This window comes from Lactobacillus kalixensis DSM 16043 (assembly GCF_001434335.1).
In the GTDB taxonomy this organism is placed as follows: domain Bacteria; phylum Bacillota; class Bacilli; order Lactobacillales; family Lactobacillaceae; genus Lactobacillus; species Lactobacillus kalixensis.
Window position 1 is genome coordinate 1 of sequence record NZ_AZFM01000001.1, and the last position, 14,983, is coordinate 14,983.

15 protein-coding genes and 1 tRNA gene are annotated in these 14,983 nt (G+C 35.8%); 15 read left to right on the forward strand and 1 reads right to left on the reverse strand.

What is annotated here, in order from left to right; all coding sequences use genetic code 11:
- Nucleotides 1–223 precede the first annotated feature (223 nt).
- The 10 genes from FC46_RS00005 (at nucleotide 224) to FC46_RS00050 (ending at nucleotide 10,292) form a co-directional block, all read left to right on the forward strand.
- Nucleotides 224–847, forward strand: a complete 624-nt coding sequence (locus FC46_RS00005) for a TetR/AcrR family transcriptional regulator (RefSeq protein WP_057796993.1) — start codon at nucleotides 224–226, stop codon at nucleotides 845–847.
- Between the two features lie 339 nt (nucleotides 848–1,186).
- Nucleotides 1,187–1,756 (forward strand): TetR/AcrR family transcriptional regulator, encoded by a 570-nt coding sequence (locus FC46_RS00010; RefSeq protein ID WP_057796994.1) that lies wholly within the window; start codon nucleotides 1,187–1,189, stop codon nucleotides 1,754–1,756.
- Between the two features lie 103 nt (nucleotides 1,757–1,859).
- Nucleotides 1,860–2,687 (forward strand): SEC10/PgrA surface exclusion domain-containing protein, encoded by an 828-nt coding sequence (locus FC46_RS00015; RefSeq protein ID WP_057796995.1) that lies wholly within the window; start codon nucleotides 1,860–1,862, stop codon nucleotides 2,685–2,687.
- A 72-nt stretch (nucleotides 2,688–2,759) separates the two neighbouring features.
- Nucleotides 2,760–3,335, forward strand: a complete 576-nt coding sequence (locus FC46_RS00020; RefSeq protein ID WP_057796996.1) for a histidine phosphatase family protein — start codon at nucleotides 2,760–2,762, stop codon at nucleotides 3,333–3,335.
- 3 nt (nucleotides 3,336–3,338) lie between these two features.
- Nucleotides 3,339–3,932 carry a histidine phosphatase family protein gene (locus FC46_RS00025; protein ID WP_057796997.1) on the forward strand — a complete coding sequence of 198 codons (594 nt, stop codon included), beginning with the start codon at nucleotides 3,339–3,341 and terminating at the stop codon, nucleotides 3,930–3,932.
- 175 nt (nucleotides 3,933–4,107) lie between these two features.
- Nucleotides 4,108–4,950, forward strand: a complete 843-nt coding sequence (locus FC46_RS00030) for a PRD domain-containing protein (RefSeq protein ID WP_057796998.1) — start codon at nucleotides 4,108–4,110, stop codon at nucleotides 4,948–4,950.
- Nucleotides 4,951–5,077: 127 nt separating this feature from the next.
- Nucleotides 5,078–7,051: a beta-glucoside-specific PTS transporter subunit IIABC gene (locus FC46_RS00035; RefSeq protein WP_057796999.1), complete on the forward strand. Its 1,974-nt coding sequence runs from the start codon at nucleotides 5,078–5,080 to the stop codon at nucleotides 7,049–7,051.
- Between the two features lie 58 nt (nucleotides 7,052–7,109).
- Nucleotides 7,110–8,582: a glycoside hydrolase family 1 protein gene (locus FC46_RS00040; protein WP_057797000.1), complete on the forward strand. Its 1,473-nt coding sequence runs from the start codon at nucleotides 7,110–7,112 to the stop codon at nucleotides 8,580–8,582.
- A 167-nt stretch (nucleotides 8,583–8,749) separates the two neighbouring features.
- Nucleotides 8,750–9,676, forward strand: coding sequence for a YczE/YyaS/YitT family protein (locus FC46_RS00045; protein WP_236702278.1), 927 nt, complete (start codon nucleotides 8,750–8,752; stop codon nucleotides 9,674–9,676).
- An 88-nt stretch (nucleotides 9,677–9,764) separates the two neighbouring features.
- The gene (locus FC46_RS00050; protein WP_057797001.1) at nucleotides 9,765–10,292 is read left to right on the forward strand and encodes a GNAT family N-acetyltransferase; all 528 of its coding nucleotides are present in this window, start codon (nucleotides 9,765–9,767) and stop codon (nucleotides 10,290–10,292) included.
- Nucleotides 10,293–10,340: 48 nt separating this feature from the next.
- Here the strand turns inward: FC46_RS00050 and FC46_RS00055 are convergent, their stop codons facing one another.
- Nucleotides 10,341–11,123 carry an Rpn family recombination-promoting nuclease/putative transposase gene (locus FC46_RS00055; RefSeq protein ID WP_057797002.1) on the reverse strand — a complete coding sequence of 261 codons (783 nt, stop codon included), beginning with the start codon at nucleotides 11,121–11,123 and terminating at the stop codon, nucleotides 10,341–10,343.
- Nucleotides 11,124–11,311: 188 nt separating this feature from the next.
- Between FC46_RS00055 and FC46_RS00060 the strand changes: the two genes are divergently transcribed.
- From FC46_RS00060 to FC46_RS00075, 5 genes are all read left to right on the forward strand, one after another.
- Nucleotides 11,312–11,971: a putative quinol monooxygenase gene (locus FC46_RS00060; RefSeq protein ID WP_057797003.1), complete on the forward strand. Its 660-nt coding sequence runs from the start codon at nucleotides 11,312–11,314 to the stop codon at nucleotides 11,969–11,971.
- A gap of 215 nt (nucleotides 11,972–12,186) precedes the next feature.
- Nucleotides 12,187–12,243 (forward strand): putative holin-like toxin, encoded by a 57-nt coding sequence (locus FC46_RS10305; protein WP_236702281.1) that lies wholly within the window; start codon nucleotides 12,187–12,189, stop codon nucleotides 12,241–12,243.
- 300 nt (nucleotides 12,244–12,543) lie between these two features.
- A tRNA-Gln gene (locus FC46_RS00065) sits at nucleotides 12,544–12,615 on the forward strand.
- 75 nt (nucleotides 12,616–12,690) lie between these two features.
- Nucleotides 12,691–13,011: a hypothetical protein gene (locus FC46_RS00070; protein ID WP_057797004.1), complete on the forward strand. Its 321-nt coding sequence runs from the start codon at nucleotides 12,691–12,693 to the stop codon at nucleotides 13,009–13,011.
- A 350-nt stretch (nucleotides 13,012–13,361) separates the two neighbouring features.
- Nucleotides 13,362–14,897 (forward strand): SLAP domain-containing protein, encoded by a 1,536-nt coding sequence (locus FC46_RS00075; protein ID WP_057797005.1) that lies wholly within the window; start codon nucleotides 13,362–13,364, stop codon nucleotides 14,895–14,897.
- Nucleotides 14,898–14,983 lie beyond the last annotated feature (86 nt).

Sequence of the window (14,983 nt, forward strand, 5' to 3'; positions counted from 1 at the left end):
AAAGCCAGAACCTATAAAGCTTCCAGCTTATTTAGTGCTTTCAAGTTTCAGTAAATAAGTAATCAGGTGATAATTGACTTAAGAGATGTCAAACTTGCATGACTATTACTTTAAGTGCAAAAAAAGCGCCTTGAGTCATAAACTGTGTAATTCTTCAAAATATCTGATCTTGTTATCGACAAAATTGTTTATCAGGTTATAAAATAAGTAACCGGGGGTTTATATGAGTATAATACAATACAACACAAATGATCATATCGTTAACGGCTTAGTTACTTGTTTGCAGGATACTCCCTTTAGAAAGTTGTCAAACAAAGATATCATTATGGCATCTGAGATAAGTCCGAGAACTTTTTATAGATATTATGCAGATAAGAATGATCTGTTAGACAGTATCGAAAATGAGCTGATTGGAGGGCTAAAAGAAGCACTTGAGATTGATCGTAAGAGTTTAGAAAACTTGCAAGAAGCACCTGATCCAAGTGAAATTGTTTCTTTAGCCGATGATGCTTTTAAACATACCTTAGCATTCGCTGAAAAGAATAAGGCGATTGCTAAGGCACTTCTATCTGATAATGGCGATATTTTATTTGCCCATCAAATAGAAGAGGTTTCGGAAGAAGAATTTAAAATTCGAGCTAAATTTCTTTCAGGAAACAAACAGATTGAAGTAACTGATCCGGTTTTTATTAAAATGTATGTAAGTCAAATTATTACATTAATTGAAAGCTGGTTATTTTTTAGTGATGAGATTTCACCGCGAAAAATCCGTGAATTTATCGGTAAAGTTCAAGTAACTTCACCATTTGATATTCTTAAGTTGGAAGCGGAAATTCAAGAACAATAAACATATGCAGGCTGATTCTGAATGAAGAAGCCTGTTTTTTTGATGAGAAAAAAAGCTGGGGAAATAAGATTACTTCCCCAGCAAGTGAGCAAAGTTAAATGTGGGTTCACTTAATACAATACAATTTTTATGAAATTGCCTTTGCTCATTAACTATTTTAGATAAATTTGTTATTTTTAGGCTTTTTTCAGGATAAATGAAAATAATTAGGCGAAGTAACATAATCTATTTCATAATGTTACTAATTATGAATAAGTGGCATAAGTTGTGAATTGATTCAAAGAAAACGGTTAATTATAATTTCTTAATGGATTTATGAATAGAACGGGAAAGAGATAAATGGATATTAGGATTAACACTACTTTACAGCGAATCAAATACGGCTTGTTTGAGAGTATTAAGCAAAGACCTTTTCGTGAATTGAAAAATACTGATATTATTGAAAAATCTGAAGTGAGTAATCGAACTTTTTATCGATATTTTTCGGATAAAAATGAATTGTTAGAAAAAATTGAAGATGACCTAATTGAAAATATTAGATGTAATTTGGCTAAAGACCGTGAAATTCTTGAAAAAAATTACGGTAAAAATTCAGAAATGATGAAAATGTCTTCTAATACGTATCGCAATACTTTAGATTATTGTGCAGAAAAGCGCGATGAAATTTTGTTATTATTATCTGAAAATGGCGATATCGGCTTCTGGATTAAGGTGCGCAACCTCGGAAAAGAAGAATTATACAAGCGTAGTGAATTAATTGGTCGAAAAGCTGTTGATAGACCAGAAATGCCACTTGCTTTTTATCTTGATAATCAAGTTGATTGTAGTGTTCATTGTGTGATTAATTGGCTGAATAATTATGACAGTATCTCAAAGAAGCAGATTAGTAGGTTGCTATCCAAATTTTAATTAATAAAGAGAAAGATTAGTGTTTTTTCCTCCTAAAATTAGGATAATTCTTATATACTATATAGTAATGAACATACATTGAATCTAAATTAAGGAAGAGAAAATGAAGACTAAAAAAATTTTTGCAGTAATAATTGCTTGTTTAACTTGTGTACTTTTTACCTTTATTAATGTAAAGCAAGTTGAGGCAAAGACTGTTAATTCAAAGATTGTTTTGCCAAAAGGCTATACCAGATCAGAATTACTAAAAGCATATCAAGGAAATCCTAGTTCTAGTTTTATCAAAGCTTCAATGAACGGCATGAATGATAATACTTTTAGCAGAACAAGTAGTACCGAAAGTGCTAAGGACAATAAAGAAAAAGTTAAGTTTGATAAACTCACTGCTAGCCAAAGAAAATCTTTAGCAAATTATGCTTTGAAGTTAATCAATGGTGCAAGAAAGCAACTAGGTCTTAAGCCATGGGTTTATAGTAATGGTACGCAAAAGTTGGCTGCGGATATCGCTAAAGAATACCAGACACATAAAAAGACTATCAAAAACGATCACTATGTTGCAGGTATTGTGCGCGCCTGCAAGAAAAATGGCCTTAATTTGAATGATAATTATGTAGAAGATATGGCGGGCTTTAATGCAAAAAGTAATGTCATGACCATGACTCAAGCTAAGAAAAATATCTATTTTGGACTTAAGCAAATGATTTTTGGCTATGCAGGTCCTACTGAAAGTGGTAGAAATAATCGCTCGTATTACCGTGAATGGCAACACGCTGGAGATTTGTTTAACACGCAAGGCAGTCGTCACGATGGAGATTATAATTATTTTGGCTTTAGTGTTTCAAGAGTAGGTAAAACATACACGATGCATTACATCAGTGTTCCAGCTTTTGTTATTAATAATCCACAATATAACGTTGGCTTTAAAAAATAAGAAGAATGAAAAGTACGCCCAATCAGCGTGCTTTTTTGGTATCATAAAGAAAGAATTAATTGGAGGAAAATTATGACAAAAACAGTCTATTTAGTCCGTCACGGTCAAACTTATTTCAATTACTACCATAAGGTTCAAGGCCGTTGTGATTCACCATTAAACGAACGCGGCATCAGACAAGTTGAAAAGACGCGTGATTATTTTAAAGAAAATGGGGTCAAGTTTGACTGCGCTTTTTCTTCGACGCAAGAACGTGCTAGTGATACTCTTGAAATTATTACCGATCACAAGATGGAATACAAACGTTTGAAGGATTTGAGAGAAAAGAGTTACGGCATTTTTGAAGGTCGTGATGAATTTTTGTTACCTTGGAATTATGGTAATACTAATGTGGATCCAACAATGGAAAGAAATGAAGATGTTGTTGCCAGAATGAAGCGGGCAATTATTGAAATTTTGGACGGCATGGATGATGACGATACAGCTTTAGTTGTAGGTCACGGTGATATCTTGGCAAGATACGTGCGTGCAGAAACTGAAAATCAAGATTTTAATGGTTTTGGCAATGCAAGCGTTGTTAAATTGACTTTTGATGGCGAAAAACCACACTTTGTTTCTTATGTTTGGCCAACAGAGGAAGTTAAATAAAAAATGGCAACTACTATTTATTTAGTACGTCATGGGCAGACGTTGTTTAATTTTGAACACCGTATCCAAGGTTCATCTGATTCGCGCTTAACTAAGTTAGGAATTAAACAAGTTAAAGCTTTGCGAGACTATTTTAATAAACATAATATCACCTTTAATAAAGCGTATTGTTCTACGCAGGAGCGTGCAAGTGATACGCTGGAGATCTTAACCGGTAATGAGCTTCAATATACTAGGATTGGAGAAATCAAAGAGCGTGACTACGGTTTTTTTGAGGGACGAAAAGATTTTTTGTGGTCGTTCAGACATTTTCCAGTCGAACCGAAAGTTGAAAGTACACGTGAAGTAGTAGAGCGAATGGAACGCGGGATGAATTTGATCTTGCGAGATGCTCAGGATAATGATGTGATTTTAGTTGTCGGTCATAGCGATAGTATGGGACAGTATCTTAAACAAGTTGCTAATATGAAGAAATTTAAGGGCTTTGATAATGCGTCTTATGTGAAGATGATCAGTGATGGTCAAATGATGGAATATGTGGAGAGTGGCTGGCCAGCTGAGAATGTTCGCATTAATTTGGATGGAGAATCAATCTGATTTAATTTTTATAAAAAACTATTGACACCGCTTTCACAAGTTGGTATTATTTAACCTGTAAAGAAGCGGATTACTGATTAGATCAGGTCTTAGCTATCATAAGTAAGTACGTTTTGTGTATGCTTATTTGTGGTAGCTTTTTGTTTATCCGACTATAGAGTAAGGTGATTCGTTGATGAAATTTATTAAGACATTGAATAATTCGGCGGCAATTGTCGAAGAAAATGGCAAAGAGGAGATAGTTTTAGGTAAAGGAATTGGCTTTGGATTAAAAAAGGGCGATCCAATTGATGACAGTAAGATCGAGCGGCGTTTTGTTACGGCTGATGATCAAGAAGATTTTGATCAGGTTAAGGATATTAGTGCTGCTACCTTAGATATTACTGGCAAGGTTGTCAAAATAGCTGAATCACTTCTTGGTATTGATTTTAATGATTATCAATATTTAGCTTTAGCTGATCATATTGATTTTGCGTTGAAGAGAGTTCAAGATAATATCGACTTTAATGACAGCAACGTTCGCTGGGAAGTTAAAAATTTATATCCCAAAGAATATGAAGTTGCCCAAAAGATGATCGAGTTAATTAACAAGGAAGGTCACACTGAATTACCTGAAAGCGAAAGTATCCTGATGACCTATCATTTGGTCAATGCTTTGTCCGACGATAGTCAAGTTCAAGAGACAGTTGAAATCACGAATTTGATTACCGACATTGTACAAATTATTCAATTTGCTTATAGCATTCAACTTGATACGGAATCGTTCAATTATAGTCGCTTTATCACTCACTTAAGAGCATTACTAGTGCGCTTGATCCGTGGGCAAAAGATGGACAACGAAGAATTAGATCCTTCTTTACTTGGTTTTATGAGTATCAAATATCATCATGCTTATGAAACTGCTGAAAGAATTGCAACTTACTTGCATTCAAAGATGGGCTGGGAACTTAGTCCAGATGATAAATTTTATTTGGTTTTACACATCTGGCGTGTTACTAGCAGACAAGAGAAAAATTAAATACATACTGACTTAGGTGTGTTACTAAATAAAGGCATTAACCCAGGTTGTTGTATGAACAATAGGAGACTATCTTATTTTTTATACAATAACTTGGGTTTTATTTATTCCTAGAGAGGGGAAAATTATGGCTAGTTCAAATTATGATGCTTTGGCAAAAACAATCATCAAAGATGTTGGTGGCAAAGATAATGTTAATAGTGTTGTTCACTGTACAACCAGATTACGTTTTAAATTAAAAGATGAATCAAAGGCTAACGACGAAGATTTAAAGAATACTGACGGCGTTGTAACAGTTGTTAAGAATGCTGGTCAATATCAAGTTGTTATCGGCAATGAAGTTGCTGACGTTTATGAGGCTGTTGTTAAAGAAGGTGGCTTCAGTGGTGGCGGTCAAGTAGCAGATGACGACGAAGGTGACAAAGGTAATTTACTAGATCGCTTTATTGATTTGATCTCTGGTATTTTTACACCTATCTTAGGCCCAATGTGTGCGGCTGGTATGATTAAAGGTCTTACCGCTATGTGTTCCTCACTTGGTTGGCTTTCAACTAACTCTGGTACTTATAAAGTTCTGTACGCAATTGGTGATGGATTCTTCTACTTCTTACCAATTATGTTAGCTGTGACAGCTGCTAAGAAGTTTAAGGTGGATCGATTCACTGCTATGACTATTGGGGCTGCGATGTGTTATCCAGTAATCAACGCACTTGCAAGTGATAAAAATGTAATTTCTACTTTATTTGCGGGCACTCCATTTGCTTCAGAAATTCATGCAACATTCTTAGGCATTCCAATGATTTCAATGAATTATACTTCAACAGTTATTCCAGTGATCCTTTCTGTATGGTTTGCTTCTATTGTTGAAAAATGGTGCAAGAAATGGATTCCAACTGTTGTTAAGACTTTCTTAGTTCCATTTGTTACTTTACTAATTGTTGTTCCATTAACTTTCTTAATTATTGGACCAATTGCAACTTGGATCGGTGATGCTTTAGCTGCTGCAACCAGTGCTATTTACAACTTTAGTCCAGTTTTAGCAGGTTTAGTGTTAGGAGCATTCTGGCAAGTATTTGTTATCTTCGGTGTTCACTGGGGCTTTGTCGCAGTTATGATGTCAAACATTGCTGCAGTTGGTTTTGATACTATTTTAGGTCTTTCATTAGGTGCTTCATTTGCTCAAACCGGTGTTGTTCTAGCCATTTTAATGCAAACTAAAGATGAAAAATTAAAAGGTATTGCATTCCCAGCCTTTATTTCAGGCATCTTCGGTGTTACTGAACCAGCTATCTATGGTGTGACACTTCCTCGTAAGAAACCATTCGTTCTAAGTTGTATCGGTGCCGCAATTGGTGGTGGTTTAATCGGTTTCTTCGGTACTAGAATGTACATGATGGGTGGTATGGGAATCTTCGCAATTCCAGCTACAGTTGGTCCTAAGACTGGAATGAATATGAGTGTTTACGGTGTAATGATCGCTATGGCAGTCTCATTCGTTGTTGGTCTTGCTTTACAACTTGTTCTCGGTAAATCCAGCGTTGATAATCCAGAAGAACTTGCTTTACAAAAGGCAAAAGAAGAAAGGATTGAAGCTAATAACCCAGATGAAAAATTAGTTAGTCCTTTGAATGGCCAAGTTATGACTTTGAGTGAAGTTAAAGATGAAGTCTTCTCAAGCGGCGCAATGGGTAAAGGTCTAGCAATTGAACCAACTGACGGCGTTTTACATGCTCCAGCTGATGGTCAAATCATCATGACTTTCCCAACTAGCCATGCAATTGGGATGAGAACTACTGATGGTGCTGAAATCTTAATGCATATCGGAATGGATACTGTTAACTTACAAGGTAAAGGCTTTGATACTTTAGTGGAAAAAGGTCAAGATGTGAAGGCTGGCGATGAATTAGTTAAATTCGATATTCCAACAATTAAGAAGGCTGGCTACAGTGTAACTACTCCAATTGTTGTTACTAATTCTCAGGATTATGCAAATATTGACAGAACGGCTGATGGCCAAGTTAAGGTTGGTCAAGAAATTTTAGACTTACATGCTAAGACTCAAGAAGCTCCAGCTACTGCTGGTTCTGCACAATTAGCTTAGAAATCGCAATCGCTTTCATTTATAATAGAAGATAGATTATGTAACTAAGGAGAAAATTATGACATTTCCAAAGAACTTTTTATGGGGTGGGGCAACTGCTGCCAACCAAATCGAAGGTGCATATGATGTTGATGGTAAGGGATTATCAGTGACTGATATTATGACTGCTGGTGGACTTGATCATCCAAGATTACTTACTTATAAGATGGATGGTAAATTACAAAAATCGCCATCTGCTCCAGGACAAGGTCTTCCTGAAGGTGCCGTTGGTGCAATTGACCATAATGAATATTATCCAAACCATGTAGCGATTGATTTTTATCACCACTACAAAGAAGACATTAAGATGTTCGCGGATATGGGCTTCAAGACTTTCCGTTTATCAATTGCTTGGACTAGAATTTTTCCAAATGGTGATGATGAGCAACCAAATCAAGTAGGACTGGATTTCTATCGCCACGTTTTTGAAGAATGTAAGAAGTACGACATTGAGCCACTTGTTACTATTTCTCACTACGAAGATCCACTTCATTTAAGTGAAAAGTACAATGACTGGCAAGACCGCGGCATGATTGATTGCTATGTGAAGTATGCCAAGACTTTGTTTAAGGAATATAAAGGACTTGTCAAATACTGGTTAACCTTCAACGAAATTAATTCGGCAGTATTGTTCCTTAATATGTTCGGCGGAAATGGCACTGATGAAGATTACCAACATGCTTACCAAAAGTTGCACTACCAATTCGTTGCTAGCGCTCGTGCAGTTAAGCTTGCTCATGAAATTGATCCAAATTATGTAATTGGTAACATGATTTGCGGAATTGTGGACTATCCAATGACGCCAGATCCAAAGGATGTTTTGCTCAATCGCCATGATTGGGAACAAGATTTGTTCTACTGCGGGGATGCACAGTGCAAGGGTAAGTATCCAACCTTTGCTAAGAGATTGTGGGACGAGCATAATGTTCACTTAGACATTACCGAGCAAGATGAAAAAGATATGCTTGAAGGAAAAGTTGATATGTACACCTTCTCTTACTACATGTCTAACGTTGTTACTACTCATGAAGTAAAAGATAAAGTAGGTGGTAACTTTGCAGCAGGTGCTAAGAACCCATATTTGAAATATTCTGAATGGGGCTGGGCAACTGATCCAACTGGTCTTCAATACTATCTTGAAGTAATGTATGATCGTTATGAATTGCCTATCATGATTGTAGAAAATGGTTTAGGTGCAGTTGATAAGATCAGTGATGATGGTAAAATTCACGATGATTACAGAATTGATTACCTTCGCTTGCACATCGAAGCAATGCAAAAGGCGATTGATGATGGCGTTGACTTGATCGGTTACACTACTTGGGGCTGTATTGACTGTGTATCTGCAGGTACTGGTCAAATGTCTAAGCGTTACGGTTTCATTTATGTTGATCGTGATGATGAAGGAAACGGCAGTTTAGACAGAATGCCAAAAGATTCATTCTATTGGTATAAGAAAGTAATTGAATCTAATGGTAACGATTTAGATTAATGTAAGATGTTTTTAGAGCTCAAATTCACATTGGTGAATTTGAGTTTTTTTGTTAAAAATAACAATGTGTGATTACTCGGCTTTGCATGAAGTTATACCAAAGTTTAGGTTTAACATAAGAAGATGATTTGCTATAATGATGAAAAAAATTAGAAGGAAGAGATAAAATGCAAAAGAAACAATCTTGGGCAAACCTATTAATGAAGACTTTAGTTTCATTCTTTGGGGTTGCGATTCTTTCAATGGGTACCACTTTCTTAAGAGGTGGAAACGTTGGTCTAGATCCATTTACTGCAGTTAACACAGGTATTTCTAATCACCTTCATATTGGACTTGGTGTTTACCAACTCGCAGTTAACTTTGTCATTTTTATTTTCATTTTCTTACTAGATCGTAAGCAAATCGGGATTGGAACAATCTTGAACATGGTCTTAGTAGGGTTTGAAATTCAGTGGTTTACGACCATTTATCATCAATTGTTTGGTTATCGGACTGGATTCTTAGTAGTTACAGCTGATACATTGATTGGACTTCTTTTGTTTACATTAGGAGCATCACTTTATATGGCGCCAAACTTGGGTGCAGCTCCATATGACGCAATTGCACCAATTATTACTCAGAGAACTAAATTATCATACAGAGTAGCAAGAATTACTCAGGATATTCTATTCTTGATTGCGGCAGTAATTGCAGGTGGACCTGTTGGCTTTGCCACAATTATCGTTGCCTTTTTCACAGGACCACTTATTTCTTGGTGGAATGAGCATGTATCCGATCCATTGGTTAAGACAATTGATGAATCGACTTTGCCAAAGGATCAAAGAAGCAAAAATACAGTTACAACACTGCTTACTCATATTGGTAAAAGAACTTATCACACCGTTGCTAACGCATTTGAAACAACTGAAACAATGCGTCGTGATATCGAATCAGCTTCAACTTCAGATTTAAAAACGCAATTGAAGATTATTCGTCGTAATATGACTAATTCTAAAGCGATGTATGATTCGTTTGTTCAACAATATCATTTGATTGAAGATGAATTGCAAAAGAGAATTGCGCGAGCAAAAGAAAAAAATTCTAAAAATAATTAACTTGGTATAATCACTTTCTTTTTACAAGTAAGTGATTTTTCTTTATAATGTGAAATCTAGCAAATTAATAAAAGGGATGATAAACATTATGAAGTTAAGACAAGCTACAATGGTTGACTACGAGCAGATTATGGCAATTTTGAAAGATGGGGCTAATCAGCTTGCTGAAAGAGGTGTCAACCAGTGGCAAGGAGATTATCCTTCCCCTGATCAAATTAAAGGAGACATTGAGAAGGGGCATGCATATTTGGCTGTTTCTCAAGATGAACAAACAGTAGGAGCAATTGCGATTGTTCCTTCCCCTGATCATGCTTATGATAATCTTCATGGTGAATGGTTGAATAATACTGACAAGTACGTGGTTATTCACCGAGTTGCGATTCATTCTAATCATGCTGGTCATGGCTATGCGACAAAATTGTTGAATGAGGTTATTACGCAAGTAAAGGAAAATCATTCTGAGATTGATTCGATTAGAATTGATACCCATGAAGATAATAAGGCAATGCAGCATTTGATTGATAAGATGGGCTTTACCAAGGTGGGAGAGCTTCATGGTGTGTATCGACCAGATGAAATTTCTTATGTGTATGAATTAGTAGTTAATAATGAATAAAAGAAAAACGTCGAAGTGTTGCAGCTTCGGCGTTTTCATTTGCACTATTTAGTTTTCTTCGATGAATTTTTTTAATTCATCTTTTGTGTATTCATCACCATAAATATCAGTTAAAAAATCCAAAATGTATTGGTCATCGCGACCGCTTGATTTGAAATTTTTAACTGTACGAATAATAGACTGCATGTTAGCTTTGCCTACAGCCTTATCAACTACTGCATCGATATACATTTCGTGGTCCCTCCATTCTGGTGTTTGCGAATATGCAATCATTCTGCTCATCATCTTATCGGTAAGTTCAGTCCTTGATGGATCCTTATCATTCATCATGTCAAATAAATTCTGAAGATCTTCAGACACTTCACCTTTGTTGCCAATTGAATTTAAGTATATTATCTCAGTTTTTGTGTCTAATTCAAGCGATGGATCTTGCTTGCATTGATACACAAAGTCATACTCTTTAAGTCCCAATCCTTTTGGATCAAATCCGCAGATAAAGATTACATAAGCTGCTTCTAAATGCTCGTAATCTTCTCCAGTATGAAGCCGCGAAAGATAATATCTTGCTCTAAGGTCCATTGAACCTTTCTGCCCTAACTGCATTTCCAAATCATATTGTCTGCCTAAATCATCTTTGACCCAAACATCTAATATTGAAGACCTGTTATCTCGATTATCTTTGATTCGAGTTTGTGTATGTACTTCAATTTCAGAAATCTGCAAGTTAGGCAAAATCGCTTCAATGAGCAACTTACAAGTATCAGGATCTTTCATGACGTTTTCAAACATGACATCATCTGTGATCTGGCTTAACTTTAACTCAGGTTTCATTCGTTCACCTTTTTCTTACAAATTAGAGAAATTAGTCCCTCTATATATAAGTACGCAAAAATGGGCATGAATTTTTTTGTGAAATGAGCGAATATGGCTTTTTTAAGAATTTTTATGAATTTAGTAACTATTTTTCATGATTAGCTATAAAATTAAGAAGTGTAATATAGAAGATCGAGGCAAGAAAAATGGATAATGAACCAATTTTTAAAATTACTAAGGTAAATATTGCAAAAGAAGACCGCGCCGGTTTTCGTAAAGAGCAAGAAGCTGAATTGGAAAACTCAATTCCGGTGGAAGCAGGTACCTTACTCTTTGCAAGTGGTCACGAAGATGCTCAAGGTGAAGATAACTACATAATTGAACTTTATCGTAATCCTAAGGCATATGAAGAACACAGCATGGCTAACTACTTAGACCACTATGACAAGGTGATTAGTGATATGGCCAAAGATAAGAAGGTTTACGATTTAAATGCTGAATGGATTACCACTAAGCCTAAGGAAGCATTAGATGCATATGCTAACAACTTCGTAATTCGTGTTGCTAAGGTAGAAGTAGAAGATGGTGAACACGATAAGTTTGCGGAAATTGTAAAGAAGGAAATGCGTCGTGCGATTGCACAAGAGCCAGGTGTTGAAATTTTGATGGCTGGTTCCAATAAGGAAAATGAAAATGAATTTCTTTTCTTTGAAGTGTTTGTTAACGACGAAGCTTATGACAAGCATGTGAAGAGCAAGTGGTTCGTTGACTACATTAAGGGTAGTGAAGACATTGTTAAAGATAAGCAAATTCATGAATTAACTCGTGACGTGATGGCTGTACAAGGCCCAATCGTGATGGATTAATTGAGAAAAATAAAAATCTCGGTCCAGTAGTTGATCGAGATTTTTTAGTAAGCTGAATTTTTCGTGTTCGCTTTTCACGAGAACGCTTTTTCGATATAATTATTTGCACAGGAAGTTTTATGAGCGGTGGTTGTTTTGCCTTCTGGAGGTGAGGCCCATGGACCAAACTAGTAAGAAAGTGTTCAACCATGTCGGTTTACGAAAGCCTCTCTTTGATGCTTTTGTTTGCGATGTTTGTGTTGGCTTTGCTGACCTACATCGACCACAAATAAAAAAACGCCGCTCAATCATAAACTTTTGGAAGAGTTATTGAGTAGCGCAAGTAAAAAGTAGCTTTAACCACCGCTCTTAAAGCGGCCTGTATAGGAGTTCTGATTCTTTCGGAGCTCCTTTTTCTATATTCAAATTATATCATAAATGCTCAAATTTATAGAGCTAAAAACATGGATGAATTTTTTAAAAAATTATTTTCAATTTTTCCTTGACTCAAACCCCTCAATCACATACAATAATATCTGTTGAGTGATGCAAGTCATTCAACTAGAACCAATTCAAGTAAAAGGCTTGAAGATTGGGTTATAGCCAAGTGGTAAGGCAATGGTTTTTGGTACCATCATGCGCTGGTTCGAATCCAGCTAACCCAATATATAGGGTTAAAGATCAGGTCTAAGTACCTGGTCTTTTTTTATTCTACTGCGAACTAAAGGGGTAATTTATTAATGGAAACAAAGCATGGGAGAACTTCATTTTTTGATGGAGGTTTATTATCTCTGATTGGTTGGACTCTCTTAGGTATAATTGTAACTGTATGTACGTTGGGGATTTGCTATCCGTGGGCGGTATGTATGATTTATGGTTGGGAAATTAATCATACTGTGATCGAAGGGCGAAGAATGGAATTTGTTGGTAGCGCCTGGGGATTATTTGGTAATTGGATTAAGTGGCTACTATTAATAATTATTACTTTAGGAATTTATGGTTTTTGGGTAAGAATTAAGATTTTGGATTGGAAAGCTAAAAATACCCGTTTTAGAAACTAGAAAAACTTCATTATACAAATAACCTGCTAAAGGCATTGCAACCTCTAGTAGGTTATTTTAATGCATAACATTTTGTTTATTATAGCTATAATATCTTAAGAATTTTGATAAGGATCTGTAATGTTTAAGTTTCAGTTTTGTAAACGTGTCTTAATTGATTCTTAACTCGTAATTAGTATACTTAGTATGCAATCTGAGGTAAGGGATTAAGAGGCAAATCCTGCAGATTGTTAGTGTATTATGTTTGAGCTATAAGATAGATCGAACTATAATATAATGTATCGGGCATGTGAGATGCCCAAAGTTTTATTTCGTGGTGATTTTATTCCCACAGGAGGTAGAGACCACATATGAAGAAAAATTTAAAGGTAACTGCAGCAGTTGCTGCTGCTTTGTTAGCTGTTGCACCTATTGCAACTAGCGTTGTGCCAACTGGTGCAGGTTCAAGTGTTGTTCAAGCTGCTGACGGTATTTCATTAGGTTCAACTAATAGTGGAAACACTAACGCTAACAGTGGTTCAACTGTAGCTAATGCACCAACTGATAGACCATATTTCACTTTTAATAATCAAGTAATTGCAGAAGCTACTTCAGCTAATACTAGTGCTAACGTTGTTCGTACAACTGTAAGCATTAAAGATGGTGAAGCTGTTTCATCAGTTACTAAGAAGCTTAATGATTTAGGAATTAAGTTCTATCCAAACAACAATAGTGCAGGTCAAGATCTTAAATTGACTGACAGTGAAGTTACTGCCGCTTTAGCACAAAATGGAATTACTACTAAGAATGTATCAACAAAGGGTAGTGATAATAAAACAACCACTCAAGTTGTTATTTCTATTCCATCAAGTGTAAGTGCATTTAACTTAACATTAACTGGTACATCAGGTTCAAGAACTGCAACTATTCAAGTTCCAGTTGTTACTTCTGGTAACTCATCAGCATCAGATAATACTAGTGCACCTGTATTCCATTATTCAGTAAATGGAACTAGAAGTTCTAATAGTTTGAATGGTCAAGTATTCCAAGTAGCTGTTAACTCAAACTTTAACGCAACTAATTTCACTGATAGTGAAGGTAACCAAATTGCCATTTCAGCTGACCAAAATGCAAATAATACTACTTCAGCATCAATTACTAGTTCAGGTTCAGTTAACACTTCAGAAGCTGGTCGTTACTACAATGTAACTTTGACTGCTACTGGTTTAACTGGTCAAAAGAATAGTGTTACATATACTGTATTAGTTGCACCAAGTTCTTTACAAACTTTGCATGCAGCAAGCGGTCAAACTACAATTCCAACTTATAACATCTATGGTAATAATGTTTTAAGTGGTTCAACCACCTTTAAAGATGGTCAACAAGTTTATGTAGGTGACCAAGCTAGAACTATTAATGGCGTATCATACTCACGTGTATCTACTAAGTCAAAGAATGACGCTAACGCAAGCAATGTTTGGGTTATGACTTCTGCACTTGTTACTCCAGCAGCAACTGAAACTAGTGAAGCTCACACTGTAATGATCGAATCACGTGGTTACGACAAGAATGGTAACTTTACTGGTAACGTATACCCAGTATACTCAAGCCTCAACATTGTACCAAAGGTTGTAACTATTAACGGTAAGACTTACTACAAGATTGCTGGTAAGGACGAATACGTTCGTGTAACTAACATTACTGGTACTCAACGTAAATTGACTCGTAACGCATACATTTACTGGTCATCATACCGTCGTACTCCAGGTACTGGTAAGATGTACAGAGGCCAAACTGTAACTACTTACGGTGCTGCTGTAACTTTCAAGAACGGTAAGAAGTACTACAAGATTCAAGGCTGTGCAGCTAACAACAAGCGTTACATCAAGGCTGTGAACTTCTATTAAAATGAAGTTTAACTAATAGGAAACAATATATATCCTAGAGAAAGAGAGACGAAAGTCTCTCTTTTTTTGTTCAATAAAATAACCTA